The sequence below is a fragment of the Stenotrophomonas sp. 59 genome, assembly GCF_030291095.1.
Taxonomy (GTDB): domain Bacteria; phylum Pseudomonadota; class Gammaproteobacteria; order Xanthomonadales; family Xanthomonadaceae; genus Stenotrophomonas; species Stenotrophomonas maltophilia_Q.
Window position 1 is genome coordinate 398,730 of the sequence record NZ_CP127408.1, and the last position, 13,005, is coordinate 411,734.

Sequence of the window (13,005 nt, forward strand, 5' to 3'; positions counted from 1 at the left end):
GAGTCCTTGGTGCGGTGGAGTCAGGGCGAAGTGGATGGCGTGGCCAGGCGTTGGCGGGTGGCGGCTTCCAGCGACTTCAGGCCGGCACGCTGGCCGAGCTGCAGGGCCTGTTCCGGGCTGGCGTGTTCGTAACGTGCATTGACCAGGCCGAGCACGGCACCGGCACGGTTGCCGGAGGCGCAGTGCAGCAGCACCGGTCCCTGGCTTTGCCGCAGGGCCTGATGCACGGCGCGCACATTGGCTGCATCCAGCCCCTCGGCACCGGCCACCGGAATGCGCACATAGCGCAGGCCCAGCGATTCGGCCACGCGGGTTTCATCGAAACCCCGGTCCTCGCCAGGCTGGCGCAGGTCGATCACGGTGCGCACCCCCTGCGCAGCCAGTTCGCGCAGTTGTGCGGCACTGGGCTGGCCACCGGCATACAGGCCGGGGCGGACTTCATTGAGCGGGGTATCCGCAGCCAGGACAGCCAGCGGCAGGCAGAGCGACAACAACAGCAGGCAGGTCAGGCGCAGCAGCATGGTCCTCTCCGTGAAAGCGTTCTGCCCCTCTACAGGCGCAGCCCGGCGCGGGCCTTCAGCAGCTCGCGCAGTTCGTATTTGTCAGTATCGTCCAGACCCTGCTGGCGCTGCTTTGCCAACAACTCCTCCAGACGTTGCACCAGCAGCTGTTTCTCCAGCTGTGCCACCGCGTCATGCAGTTCCTGGGTCCAGCTGGCCTCGGTGCCGGGCAGCGTCTGCGCGGCCAGTGTATGCAGCGAGGCCTGTTCTTCGCGGCCGTCGAAATGTTCCAGCAGGGCGCCGGTGCTGATGTCCGGGCGCTGTTCAACCAGCCCCAGCAGCTCCAGCAGCAGCTCCACGCCGGGCAGGCGCAGGCCCTGGAAGTGATGCTTGCCGCCCAGGGTCAGGGCAAGCGAGGGCTGTTGCAGCAGCACGGCGATCGCGCCGCGCACCAGGCTTCGCTTGGCCACCGGCTGGATCGTGCGCGAGGGCTGGCGCTGTGGCATCGGCGCGCGCGTGGCGGCGGCATTGCCACCACCCAGACCGGTCAGCTGGCCCAGCTGCTGCTTCATCAGGTCGCCGAAGGCGCCGTCGGGAATCTGCGCCAGCATCGGCTTTGCCCGCTCGGCCAGGCGGGCCTTGCCGTCCAGCGTGCCCAGGTTGATCTCGCGGGTCAGTTCGTCGAAGAAGAACTGCGACAGCGGCGTGGCCTGCTTCAGGCGTTCGTTGAAGGCCTCGGCGCCTTCCTTGCGCACGATGGTGTCCGGGTCCTCGCCATCGGGCAGGAACAGGAAGAAGGCCTGGCGGCCATCCTTCATGCGCGGCAGCACCGACTCCAGCGCCTTCCAGCCGGCGCGCCGGCCGGCGGCGTCGCCGTCGAAGCAGAAGAACACGTCCGGCGCGTTGCGGAACAACAGCTCGGCATGGTCCGGCGTGGTCGCCGTGCCCAGCGTCGCCACCGCCTGGGTGACGCCGAACTGGAACAGCGAGACCACGTCCATGTAACCCTCGACCACGATCAGCCGCTCGATCTTCTGGTTGGCCTGGCGCACCTGCCACAGGCCGTACAGTTCGCGGCCCTTGTGGAACAGCGCGGTCTCGGGCGAGTTGAGGTACTTGGGACCGTCGTCCTTCTCGAACACGCGGCCGCCGAAGGCGATCACCCGGCCACGGCGGTCGAAGATCGGGAACATCACCCGGTCGCGGAACTTGTCGTAGACGTGGCCGCGGTCGTTCTTGGAGAACAGGCCGGCGCGGTCGAGCAGTTTCATGCGCCGCTCGTCCTTGCCCAGCGCATCGCGCAGCCCGCTGTACCCATCGGGCGCATAGCCGATCTGGAAGCGTGCGCGGTTCTCTTCGTCCACGCCGCGGCCGTCGAGGTAGCTGCGCGCCTTCTCGCTGCCTTCCAGGTTCTTCTGGAAGAACTTGGTAGCGGCGTCCAGAGCGGAGTACAGCTCGCGGCTGTCGTCCTGCTGCTGGGGGCTGCGCGGGTTCTCGCTGCGCGGAACTTCCATGCCGGCGCGCTTGGCCAGTTCATCCACCGCGTCGAGGAACTCGAGGCGGTCGTAGTTCATCAGGAAGCTGATCGCGGTGCCGTGCGCGCCACAGCCGAAGCAGTGATAGAACTGCTTGGTGGGCGAGACCGTGAACGAGGCCGAGCGTTCGTCATGGAACGGGCAGCGCGCTGCGTATTCCTTGCCCTGGCGCTTCAACGGCACGCGGCTGCCCACCACCTCGACAATGTCGGTGCGGGCGAGCAGGTCGTCGATGAAAGCGTCGGGGATACGGGCCATGGGCAACAGGGCAGGGCGCGGCCGCCAGGGCGCGCAGCAGGGGGCGGCGGATTCCCCCTAGTTTACTCGCTGGCGACGTCCGGGCCGGCCTGTTCCGCATCGACCCCGGCCTTGGCCAGCTGCGCCCGCGCATGCAGGCGCTCGTCGATCACTGCGGTCATCAGCGCACCGACGAAGAACACGGCGGTGGCGTAGTAGATCCATACCAGTGCGATCACCAGCGCGCCCATCGAGCCGTAGGCGCTGCCCGGGGCCACGGTGGCGATGTAGACGCCGATGCCGTAGCGGCCCAGGGTGAACAGCACCGAGGTGATGGCACCGCCGATGAAGGCCTGGCGCCAGGCCACGCGGCGGTCGGGCAGGTAGTGGTAGAGGAAGGCGAAGGCCAGCGTGTAGAGCAGCAGCGAGGTCAGGTAGCCGATCGCCGGCAGCACCGAGGGCAGTTGCGCGAACACCACCTGCAGGGCGGTGGTGGCGGTCATCGAGAGGATCAGCAGAAAGCCCAGTGCCAGCACCACGCCGAAGGAGAACACGCGCTTGCGCAGCCACGCCTTGACGCCTTCCAGGCGCTGGCCGCTGGTGTGGAAGATGCGGTTCAGCGCGTTCTGCAGCTGGGCGAACACGGCGGTGGCACCCACGAACAGCAGCAGCGTGCTCCACAGCCCGGCCAGCGAACCTACGCTGGGCTGGCTGTTGGCGTTGTGCAGCACGGTGTCGGCGACGCTGGCCACGCTGCTGCCGGCCACCGAACCGATCTGGCTGATCAACGTCTGTTGTGCTGGCGGGTACAGCGAGGCAGTCAGCCACAGCAGCAGCACCAGCAGCGGTGCCATCGACAGCAGGGCGTAGAAGGAGACCGAGGCGGCCTGGGTCAGCACGTCGATTTCGACGAAGCGCTTGGCGACGGCCATCGGGAAGCTGTCCTGCAGTCGGTCAGCGTAGTGGCGAAGCCGGGCAGGAAAACCGTGGGGGCGCGTGTCGGCGGGGGAGTGCGATTGCTCGACCATGGGGATGTTGTAGCAGCCGGGGGTCGAAGGAGCGGTGAAGCGGGTGCATCAATGGGGTCAGAGCCCTTCCGCGATGCGAAAGGGATCCGACCCCGGCAATGGCTTACGCCAGCAGCTGCTTGACCAGCTTGGACACCAGGCCCATGTCGGCCTGGCCGGCGAGCTTGGGCTTCAGCGAACCCATCAGCTTGCCCATGTCGGCCGGGCCGGAAGCACCGGTCTCGGCAATGGCGGCCTGGATGGCGGCCACGATCTCGGCTTCGCCCATCTTGGCCGGCAGGTAGGCTTCGATGACCACGATCTCGGCGCGCTCGATCTCGGCCAGGTCTTCACGGTTGGCGGCTTCGAACTGGCTGACCGAGTCCTTGCGCTGCTTGACCATCTTGTCGAGTACGGCGATCACGGCGGTATCGTCCAGCTCGATGCGCTCGTCCACTTCGCGCTGCTTGATGGCGGCGTTGATCAGGCGGATCACGCCCAGCTTGTGCTTCTCGCCCGCCTTCATGGCGGCCTTCATGTCGTCGGTGAGCTGCTGCTTCATGCTCATGAGGAACCTCGTGGTGGTAGGTGGGGCGGGGCGGATGCCCGAACCCGGAAACGCAAAAAGCCGGCGACGCTCGCGCGTGCCGGCTTCGGCTCCATCGCGACAGGCAAGCCTGCCGCAATGAAGATGCGTCCGATCAGTACAGGCGCTGACGCTTGGTGACGTCGCGCGACGAGCGGCGCAGCTGACGCTTCACAGCAGCGGCGGCCTTGCGCTTGCGCTCCTGGGTCGGCTTTTCGTAGAACTCGCGCTTGCGGGTTTCGGCCAGCACACCGGCCTTTTCGCAAGTGCGCTTGAAGCGGCGAAGAGCAAACTCGAAGGGCTCGTTCTCGCGGACTTTGACGCTGGGCATGGAATCTCCGGGACACAGTAGAACCGGGTCACGCCCGGCGAGCCGCACATTATAGCGGCGAATAGACAAACTGCAAGCGGCCAACCCTGAATACGGGCCGGAAGTTCGAAAGCAGTGAGATCTGCACATCCCCCGAGGGAGCGGCAGGGGCGTCATAATAGCAGGCATGCGAGTCCTTGGCATCGAATCTTCCTGTGATGAGACCGGCGTGGCGGTGTATGACACCGACCTGGCCGGCAGCGCTGCCCTGCGCGCCCATGCGGTCTACAGCCAGATCGCCCTGCATGCCGAGTACGGCGGTGTAGTGCCCGAGCTGGCCAGTCGCGACCACGTCCGCAAGCTGCTGCCGCTGGTGCGCCAGACCCTGGCCGAGGCCGGCCTCGGCGTGGGCGACATCGACGGGGTGGCCTACACGGCCGGTCCCGGCCTGGTGGGCGCGCTGCTGGTGGGCGCCGGCGTGGCCCGATCGCTGGCCTGGGCGCTGGAGGTGCCGGCGGTGGGCGTACACCATATGGAAGGCCACCTGCTGGCCCCGCTGATGGAAGACGACCCGCCGGAAGCGCCGTTCGTGGCACTGCTGGTGTCCGGCGGCCATACCCAGCTGGTGGCCGTGGACGCCATCGGCCAGTACCGCCTGCTGGGCGAGACCCTGGACGACGCGGCCGGCGAGGCCTTCGACAAGACTGCCAAGCTGATGGGCCTGCCGTACCCGGGCGGCCCGCAGCTGGCCAAGCTGGCCGAGCAGGGGACGCCGGGCGCGTACCGCTTCGCGCGGCCGATGACCGACCGCCCCGGGCTGGATTTCAGCTTCTCCGGCCTGAAAACCCAGGTCCTGATGGCCTGGCGCGACAGCGACCAGAGCGAGCAGACCCGCGCCGACATCGCCCGCGGCTTTGAAGATGCCGTGGTCGAGACCCTGTCGATCAAGTGCGAGCGCGCGCTGGAAGCGGCCGGCACCAATGTGATCGTGGTGGCCGGCGGCGTCGGCGCCAACAAGCGCCTGCGCGCGCGCCTGCAGCAGATGGCCGAGCGCCTGGGCGGCCGCGCCTGTTTCCCGCGCCCCGCACTGTGCACCGACAATGGCGCGATGATTGCCTTCGCCGGCGCGCTGCGCCTGCAGGCCGGCCAGCACAGCCCGCCGAAGGTGGACGTGACCCCGCGCTGGGACATGGCGACCCTGCCGGCGGTGTGATCCGGTAGCGCCGGGCCATGCCCGGCGAACGTATCACCGACGCCTTGCCAACGGCGACGCCGCCAACACCGTCGTCGCCCGCTCATGGCGCTGCAACCAGCCCAGCGTATGGGGGCAGCGGGCGTGGATCAGCCGCCCGATCGCGGCCAGGTCGGCGCCGATGTCGCGTTCCAGGATGGGTTCGTGGTGCGCGATGCGGTTGCGCAGGTGGCGGATGCGTCCAATGTCTGCGTGGATGGCTTTCCGGATGACACTGGGATGCGCCGAAGGCGCATGACGTAGAACCCCACCAAGTGCAGGTATCCATAATGTGGCGTCGAAGCGGCAGGTGAAGAGCTGCTGCCAGAACACCATGGGCAGATTGGCGACGATTTCGGGTGTCTCCGTCGCGCGGCCGGCGACCTGTTCCAACGCGGCTCTCGCCGAGGCGGATGACGATGTCGGCAGCCTGCGCCGGAAGGCCGCATTCCAGGGCCAGCGCGGGCCGTGCTGCCGGGCGAGCACCGTGGCCGCCGCGTTGCGGGTGACTACTTCGCAAAGATGCACGGGCATCATCAGTGCACCGCACATCCGCATGTTCCAGACGTACAAGGAATCGGCAGTGACATCAGGGCTGCAGGTCGATGCAATTCTCTCGTAAGTCGACAGACGCTCTGCTGACAACGCGCGCCTCAGTGCATCGTATGCAGCCATCGTTGTGCGTGGTGTTGAAGGAAGAATCGATGTTGGCCACGCAGGGAGGCGATCACCATCAGGCAACCCCCTTGTTCGCATGACCGGTTTTCCGCGTTGCGGCTGGGAGGAATGCCTCCCGCTGCGTTGTCGTGATTGGCCTTGACCCGCCATTGGCTCACTGACTAGTCTGGGTACATGCGCCACCGGGACTCGCGGCTTTAGAAAGCTCCCCCCGGGGACAAACGGTAGTACCAAAGGGCCCCGCTAGCGGGGCCCTTTGTCTTTTCCAGGCCGCCCCGTGCCGGCCACCCATCGCCCGTTCCGGGCAGGGTCACCGCCGTGCCGTTACCATGGCCCCCTGTATTCGGGCGGGTAAGCGCAATGGACAAGGTTTTCATCGAGGGGCTGACGATCGACGCCCTGATCGGTATCTACGATTGGGAGCGACGGATCCGCCAGGACCTGGTGTTCGACCTGGAAATGGGCTTCGACAACCGCCGCCCCGCGGCCACCGACGACATCGCCCACACCCTGAACTACAAGGCGGTGAGCAAGCGCCTGGAGCAGTTCGTGCGCGAATCGGAATTCGGCCTGGTCGAAACCCTGGCCGAGCGCTGCGCGCAGATCGTGCTGGAGGAGTTCGACGTGAAGTGGCTGCGCCTGAAGCTGAGCAAGCCCGGTGCGGTGCGCGGCGCGCGCGCGGTGGGCGTGATCATCGAACGCACGCGCGACTGACCCGGTAAACCCGGCCAGCGGCCGGCAACCTTGGCAACAACGAAACAGACAGGAGACAACTGATGGTGGACGCGGTGGTGGCGGTACAGTGGCTGGAAAAGCTGCAGAACACACTGGAACCCTATCCCGGCGCCTACCTGGCGTTGATGATTTCGGCCCTGCTGATCGCAGCCAGCCTGGCCAACTGGGTGACCAAGCGCATCCTCGTGCGTGGCCTGCGGCGCCTGCTGCAGCGCCTGCCGGGTGCCGAGTCCGGGCGTGGCAGCCACGTGATGCGGGTGATTTCGCGCCTGTCCAACGTGGTGCCCAGCCAGGTGATCGCCTCGGGCATCACCCTGATACCTGATCTGCCGCCCGGCCTGGTCAACGTCATCATCAAGCTGTGCATCGTGTGGGCCGTGCTGACGGTGTCGATGGCGTTTTCGCATGCGCTGGACGCGGCCAACAGCCTGTACGAGCGCAAGCCCGATGCGCGCAACAAGCCGATCAAGGGCTACCTGCAGGTGGTCAAGATCGTGGTGTTCGTGGCCGCCGGCCTGTCGATCGTCGCTACCCTGCTGGGCGTAGCGCTGGGCCCGCTGGTCACCGGCCTCGGCGCGGCCACCGCAGTGCTGATGCTGATCTTCCAGGACACCATCCTGTCGCTGGTGGCCAGCGTGCAGATCAGTGGCGACGGCCGCGTGCGCATCGGTGACTGGATCGAGATGCCCAGCCAGAACGCCGACGGTGATGTCATCGACATCGCGCTGCACACCGTCACCGTGCAGAACTTCGACAAGACCATCACCACCATCCCGACCAAGAAGCTGGTGACCGAGTCGTTCAAGAACTGGCGCGGCATGCAGGAGGCCGGTGGCCGCCGCATCAAGCGCGCGCTGTACCTGGACCAGCACAGCGTCGGCTTCCTGGACGAGGGCGACCTGGCCTTCCTCGGCCAGTTCGCGCTGCTGCGAGACTACCTGCAGGACAAGGAACAGGAGCTGGGGCAGTGGAACGGGCGCCTGCGCGAGCAGGGCGTGGCCGAGGTCAACAGCCGCCGGGTGACCAACCTGGGCACCTTCCGCGCTTACGTTGAGCGCTACCTGCGCAGCCATCCGGGCATCCACACCGACATGACCCTGCTGGTGCGGCAGCTGCAGCCGACCACCGAGGGCCTGCCGCTGGAGCTGTACTGCTTCACCCGCAGCACCGCCTGGGGCGAGTACGAGGCGGTGCAGTCGGACATCTTCGACCACCTGCTGGCGATCCTGCCGGCCTTCGGGCTGCGGGTGTTCCAGGCCTCCAGTGACGCCATGTTGATGGCCGGGCAGCGCCAGCTGGCCGGCTCGGAGTAAGCTGCGATGCCTCCGGCCGGACCGTACGGATCCGGCTGGAGCCTGAAACTGAATGACGAAACCTCTCGCCAAATGGCTCGGGATCGCTAGAATGCCGGGCTTGTAAACGTTTTCATCAAGGACTGCTGGTGGCCTCCGATCGCATCGAATCCCTCATTGCCCAGATGACCGTCGAGGAAAAGGTCGGCCAGCTGGGTGTCTTCGCGGACATGGTCCGCCCGTTCGCCCCGGACGTGAACCCGGAAGCCAACGTGCGCAATGCCGACCAGGTGCTGCAGCAGGTGCGCGAGGGCAAGGTCGGCTCGCTGTTCAACGGTGTCGGCGCCGAACTGGGCCGCCGTATCCAGCAGGTCGCCACCGAGGAAAGCCGGCTGGGCATCCCGGTGATCCTGGCCGCCGACGTCATCCACGGCATGCGCACCGTGTTCCCGATTCCGCTGGGCGAGGCCGCCAGCTTCGAGCCGGACCTGGCCGAGCGCACCGCGCGCGCCACCGCCATCGAGGCCACCGCCGCCGGCCTGCACTGGACCTACGCACCGGCCGTGGATATCGCCCGCGACCAGCGCTGGGGCCGTGGCGCCGAAGGTGCCGGTGAGGACGTGGTGCTGGGCTGTGCGTTCGCCGCCGCCCGTGTGCGCGGCTTCCAGGGCAACGACCTGCGCGCGGCCGATTCGCTGCTGGCCACGCCCAAGCATTTCGCCGCCTATGGCGCGGTGATGGCCGGCATGGAATACAACATGGTGGACATCTCGCCGCAGACCCTGCGCGACGTGCACCTGCCGCCGTTCAAGGCCGCCTTCGACGCCGGCGCGATCACCGTGATGTCCTCGTTCAACGACATCAACGGCGTGCCGGCCAGCGCCAATGCTGAACTGCTGACCGACATCCTGCGCGGGGAGTGGAAGTTCCCGGGCGTGGTGATCTCCGACTACACCGCCGACATGGAACTGGTGGCGCACGGCTATGCCGCCGACGACCGCGATGCGACCGCAAAGGCGTTCACCGCCGGCCTGGACCTGAGCATGCAGAGCGGCTTCTACGCCGAGCACCTGCCGGGCCTGGTCGAGAGCGGCGAAGTGCCGATGGCGGTGCTGGATGAAGGCGTGCGCCGCATCCTGTGGCTGAAGGAAACCATCGGCCTCTTCGACGACCCGTACCGTTCGCTGGACCCGGCGCGCGAAGCCGACACCTCGCACATTGCCGCCCATGACGAATTGTCGCGCGACGCCGCGCGTCGTTCGATCGTGCTGCTGAACAACCGCGACAACGTGCTGCCGTTGCAGAAGAACGGGCAGAAGATCGCGCTGATCGGCCCGTTCGTGCAGGACCGCGAGAACATCGAAGGCTGCTGGACCCTGTTCGGCGACAAGCAGCGCTATGTGGACCTGGAAACCGGTGTGCGTGCCGCCATCGGCGATGAAGCGCTGCTGGAGATCGTGCCCGGCTGTGATCTGGAAACCGCGATTCCGGGCGGCACCGAAGCGGCCGTGGCCGCCGCGCTGCGCGCCGACGTGGTGGTGCTGGCGCTGGGCGAACCGCAGCGCTACAGCGGTGAGGCGCAGTCGCGCGTGGAGATCACCCTGCCGCCGGCCCAGCAGGCACTGGCCGAGGCGGTGGCGATGACCGGCAAGCCGCTGGTGGTACTGCTGCGCAACGGCCGCGCGCTGGCACTGCAGGGTGCGGTGCGCAATGCACAGGCGGTGGCGGTGACCTGGTACCTGGGCACGCAGACCGGCCACGCCGTGGCCGATGTGCTGTTCGGCGACTACAGCCCGTCCGGCCGCCTGCCGGTCAGCTTCCCGCAGGTGTCCGGCCAGCAGCCGTACTTCTACAACCACCCGCGCACCGGCCGCCCGGAACTGCCGACCATGTCGGAGTTCAAGGCCCGCTGGCGCGAGATTCCCAACGAGCCGCTGTACCCGTTCGGCCACGGCATCGGCTACACCACCTTTGCCTACGGCGTACCGCAGCTGAGTGCGGCCCAGCTCGGCTGGGACGACACCCTGACCCTCACCACCACGCTGACCAACCGCGGCGACGTGGCCGGTGAGGAAGTGGTGCAGCTGTACATCCATGATCGCGTGGCCAGCCGCGTGCGCCCGGTGCGCGAACTGAAGGACTTCCGCAAGGTGGCACTGCAGCCGGGCGAGTCCACCGAGGTGGTGTTCAGCCTGACCCGCGAGCAGCTGGCCTTCACCGGCCGTGACGGCGTGTTGCGCGCCGAGCCGGGTGTGTTCGACGTGTGGGTCTGCGCCTCGTCGGCCGCCGGTGAAGCGGTGCAGTTCGAGCTGCTGAAGGGCTGATTGCGCCCTCATCCACGCATGGCGTGGATCTACGGCAAGCGGTAGCGCCGGGCCATGCCCGGCGTTGCTGCGCTCACATTGCACGAACACGCCGGGCCTGGCCCGGCGCTACCATCGGGCTCCCTGATTCGATGGAGTGCGCGCATGCGCCGGATGGCTTGTCTGATTCCCGCCCTGTTGCTGGCGGCCTGTTCGCAGCCGGTGGCGCCACCGGCCGAGCCTGCGGTGGATGCACCGCCGCCGATGGAGGCCAGTGCCCCGGCGACACCTGCTGCACCTGCCGCTGAACCCACCGCCGCCGCACCGGCCGCGCCCGCAGCGGAAGCGCCTGCCGAAGACGCTCGCGCGCGCATCGAGTCGCTGCTTGGCGATGCAGCGCAGTACGAAAAGGTGTTCAACGCGTTCAAGACCGCCGTGGCCGGTGGTGACCGCGCTGCCGTGGTGGAGGAAGTGCGCTTCCCGCTGAACATCGCTGGCGGCAAGAAGATCACCGGCCCCGGTGAGTTCCAGCGCAACTACGAGAAGATCATCACCCCGGCGGTGATCAAGGCGGTGTCCGAACAGGACTTCGGCAAGGTCTTTGTCAACCAGCAGGGCGTGATGATTGGCGATGGACAGGTGTGGTTGAACGGAACGTGCCTGGACAAGGCCTGCACGCAGACCGAGGTGAAGGTCATCACCATCCAGTGAATGCAGACGGCCCCGTGTGCGGGGCCGTTGCGGAGAGACGTGCCGACCGGCGGCCGGCGCGACCTCAGGCCTTCGGTGTCAGCTTCAGCAGGCGCGCCTTGCTGCCGTCTTCCAGCAGCCACAGGGCGCCATCCGGGCCCTGTTCCACTTCGCGGATGCGCTCGCCCATGTTGAAGCGTTCGGCTTCGCGCGCGCTGTCGCCATCAAAGGCCACGCGCACCAGCGAGGTCGACGACAGCCCACCGATGAAGCCGCTGCCCTTCCACTGCGGGAACAGGCTGCCGCTGTAGATCACGAAGCCGGCCGGCGAGATCACCGGCGTCCAGGTCACCTTGGGTGCAGCGAATTCCGGGCGGGTGTCGTGGTCGGGAATCGGGCGCCCGTCGTAGTGGTCGCCGTTGGAGACGATCGGGTAGCCATAGTTGGCGCCGCGCACGATCAGGTTCAGTTCGTCGCCGCCGGCCGGGCCCATTTCATGCGCCCACAGCTTGCCATTGGCATCGAAGGCCATGCCGAGGATGTTGCGGTGGCCCAGCGACCACACCTGCGCGGCCACGCCGCCCTGCGAGGCGAACGGGTTGTCAGCGGGCAGGCTGCCATCATCATTGAGGCGGATGATCTTGCCGAGGTTGCCGCCCATGTCCTGCGCCGGATCGAATTTCTGGCGCTCGCTGGAGCTGATCCACAGCTTGCCGTCCGGGCCGAAGGCGAGGCGATGGCCGTAGTGGCCCTCACCGCTGACCTTCGGGCTCTGCCGCCAGATCACCTTCAGGTCCTTCAGCTGGCCGGCACCGTCGGCATCCAGCGCCAGCGTGGCACGGGCCACGGCAGCGCCGCGGGTGTCCAGCGTGCCTTCCTCGGCATAGCTGAGGTAGATCACGTGGTTGCTCGCGAATTGCGGGTGCAGGATCACGTCACCGAAGCCGCCCTGGCCGCCGTAAGCGACCTTCGGAACGCCGGTGATCTCATGCTTCTGGCCGCTGGCCAGGTCCAGATGCTGCAGCTTGCCGCGCTTTTCGGTGACCAGCAGGCTGCCATCGGGCAGGAAGGTCATCGCCCACGGCTGGTCGAAACGGCTGACTTCAGTGGCGGTGAACGGACGCTGGTCGACGGCGGTGGAGGCTGCGGGCGCGGCGGCCTGGGCGCCATTGCCGGCCGGGTCGGCGGCATTGCAGGCAGAGGTGGCGAGGATCGGCACCAGGCCGAAGGCGAGCAGCAGGGGCATGCGGGTCATGGGTATCTCCAGGGCGGGGATGCGGATGGCCGGGCTGTCCCTTGTATACCACTGGAGGCGTGATCGTCGTGGCCCGAAGGTCCTGCGCCCCCTGTGCGACGGCGGCGGGATCGTCTAGGGTGGGCACGCCCGGGCAAAGCGTGCCCGTCTGCCTGCCAAGGATCTGCAATGAACACTGCCATGCCCCACAAGCCGTCCACCGCCTTCATCGCCGCCTCGTGGGTGGCCCTGCTGCTGGGCGCGGCGGCCTACCTGATCGGCCTGTTCAACGCCGCCACGATGGCGCTCAACGAAAAGGGCTATTACCTGACCCTGCTGCTGTTCGGCCTGTTCGCGGCGGTGTCGCTTCAGAAAAGTGTGCGTGACCGCGTCGAGGGCATTCCGGTGAGCGCGCTGTACTACGCGCTGTGCTGGTTCGCGTTGCTGTCGGCGCTGATGCTGCTGCTGGTCGGCCTGTGGAACGCCACCCTGGCGTCGAGCGAGAAGGGCTTCTACGGCATGGCCTACGCGCTGTCGCTGTTCGGTGCAGTGGCGGTGCAGAAGAACACCCGCGACCTGATCGCCGCCGGTGGCGGTGAAAGCAAGCGCAGCGCGGTCGTGCCACCGCTGCCGGAACAGGAGTGATCGATCCGGTGTAGAGCCGAGC

General features: G+C 67.4%; 13 protein-coding genes. 6 read left to right on the top strand and 7 right to left on the bottom strand.

The features are described 5' to 3' along the window. Positions 1-20: 20 nt before the first annotated feature. From QP552_RS01755 to rpsU, 5 genes are all read right to left on the bottom strand, one after another. Entirely contained in the window at positions 21-521 is a 501-nt protein-coding gene (locus QP552_RS01755; RefSeq protein WP_286074790.1) for a protein tyrosine phosphatase family protein, read from the bottom strand. Positions 522-550: 29 nt separating this feature from the next. Next, positions 551-2,293 (bottom strand): DNA primase, encoded by a 1,743-nt coding sequence (dnaG, locus tag QP552_RS01760; RefSeq protein ID WP_286074791.1) that lies wholly within the window; start codon positions 2,291-2,293, stop codon positions 551-553. A gap of 62 nt (positions 2,294-2,355) precedes the next feature. Next, positions 2,356-3,204 carry a YihY/virulence factor BrkB family protein gene (locus tag QP552_RS01765; protein WP_345782970.1) on the bottom strand — a complete coding sequence of 283 codons (849 nt, stop codon included), beginning with the start codon at positions 3,202-3,204 and terminating at the stop codon, positions 2,356-2,358. Between the two features lie 199 nt (positions 3,205-3,403). Beyond that, positions 3,404-3,847 (bottom strand): GatB/YqeY domain-containing protein, encoded by a 444-nt coding sequence (locus QP552_RS01770; RefSeq protein WP_106549718.1) that lies wholly within the window; start codon positions 3,845-3,847, stop codon positions 3,404-3,406. Positions 3,848-3,980: 133 nt separating this feature from the next. Further along, entirely contained in the window at positions 3,981-4,196 is a 216-nt protein-coding gene (gene rpsU, locus QP552_RS01775) for a 30S ribosomal protein S21 (protein ID WP_002808376.1), read from the bottom strand. 166 nt (positions 4,197-4,362) lie between these two features. Here rpsU and tsaD point away from each other — a divergent pair, with 166 nt between their 5' ends. Then, positions 4,363-5,388 (top strand): tRNA (adenosine(37)-N6)-threonylcarbamoyltransferase complex transferase subunit TsaD, encoded by a 1,026-nt coding sequence (gene tsaD / locus QP552_RS01780; RefSeq protein ID WP_106549719.1) that lies wholly within the window; start codon positions 4,363-4,365, stop codon positions 5,386-5,388. A 33-nt stretch (positions 5,389-5,421) separates the two neighbouring features. Here the strand turns inward: tsaD and QP552_RS01785 are convergent, their stop codons facing one another. Further along, entirely contained in the window at positions 5,422-6,081 is a 660-nt protein-coding gene (locus QP552_RS01785) for a hypothetical protein (RefSeq protein WP_106549720.1), read from the bottom strand. A 363-nt stretch (positions 6,082-6,444) separates the two neighbouring features. On the opposite strand from QP552_RS01785, the gene folB reads away from it, so the two are divergent. From folB to QP552_RS01805, 4 genes are all read left to right on the top strand, one after another. Next, the gene (folB, locus tag QP552_RS01790) at positions 6,445-6,798 is read left to right on the top strand and encodes a dihydroneopterin aldolase (RefSeq protein ID WP_010484221.1); all 354 of its coding nucleotides are present in this window, start codon (positions 6,445-6,447) and stop codon (positions 6,796-6,798) included. Between the two features lie 62 nt (positions 6,799-6,860). Further along, positions 6,861-8,132, top strand: a complete 1,272-nt coding sequence (locus QP552_RS01795) for a mechanosensitive ion channel domain-containing protein (RefSeq protein ID WP_111111350.1) — start codon at positions 6,861-6,863, stop codon at positions 8,130-8,132. Positions 8,133-8,260: 128 nt separating this feature from the next. Continuing rightward, positions 8,261-10,435 carry a glycoside hydrolase family 3 N-terminal domain-containing protein gene (locus QP552_RS01800; RefSeq protein ID WP_106549722.1) on the top strand — a complete coding sequence of 725 codons (2,175 nt, stop codon included), beginning with the start codon at positions 8,261-8,263 and terminating at the stop codon, positions 10,433-10,435. Between the two features lie 144 nt (positions 10,436-10,579). Then, positions 10,580-11,125 (top strand): hypothetical protein, encoded by a 546-nt coding sequence (locus tag QP552_RS01805; protein WP_286074793.1) that lies wholly within the window; start codon positions 10,580-10,582, stop codon positions 11,123-11,125. Positions 11,126-11,189: 64 nt separating this feature from the next. Here QP552_RS01805 and QP552_RS01810 read toward each other — a convergent pair whose 3' ends face one another. Beyond that, positions 11,190-12,359 carry a PQQ-dependent sugar dehydrogenase gene (locus tag QP552_RS01810; RefSeq protein WP_286074794.1) on the bottom strand — a complete coding sequence of 390 codons (1,170 nt, stop codon included), beginning with the start codon at positions 12,357-12,359 and terminating at the stop codon, positions 11,190-11,192. Positions 12,360-12,527: 168 nt separating this feature from the next. On the opposite strand from QP552_RS01810, the gene yiaA reads away from it, so the two are divergent. Then, on the top strand, positions 12,528-12,983 hold the full coding sequence (gene yiaA, locus QP552_RS01815) for an inner membrane protein YiaA (protein ID WP_049426932.1): 456 nt from the start codon (positions 12,528-12,530) through the stop codon (positions 12,981-12,983). Positions 12,984-13,005 lie beyond the last annotated feature (22 nt).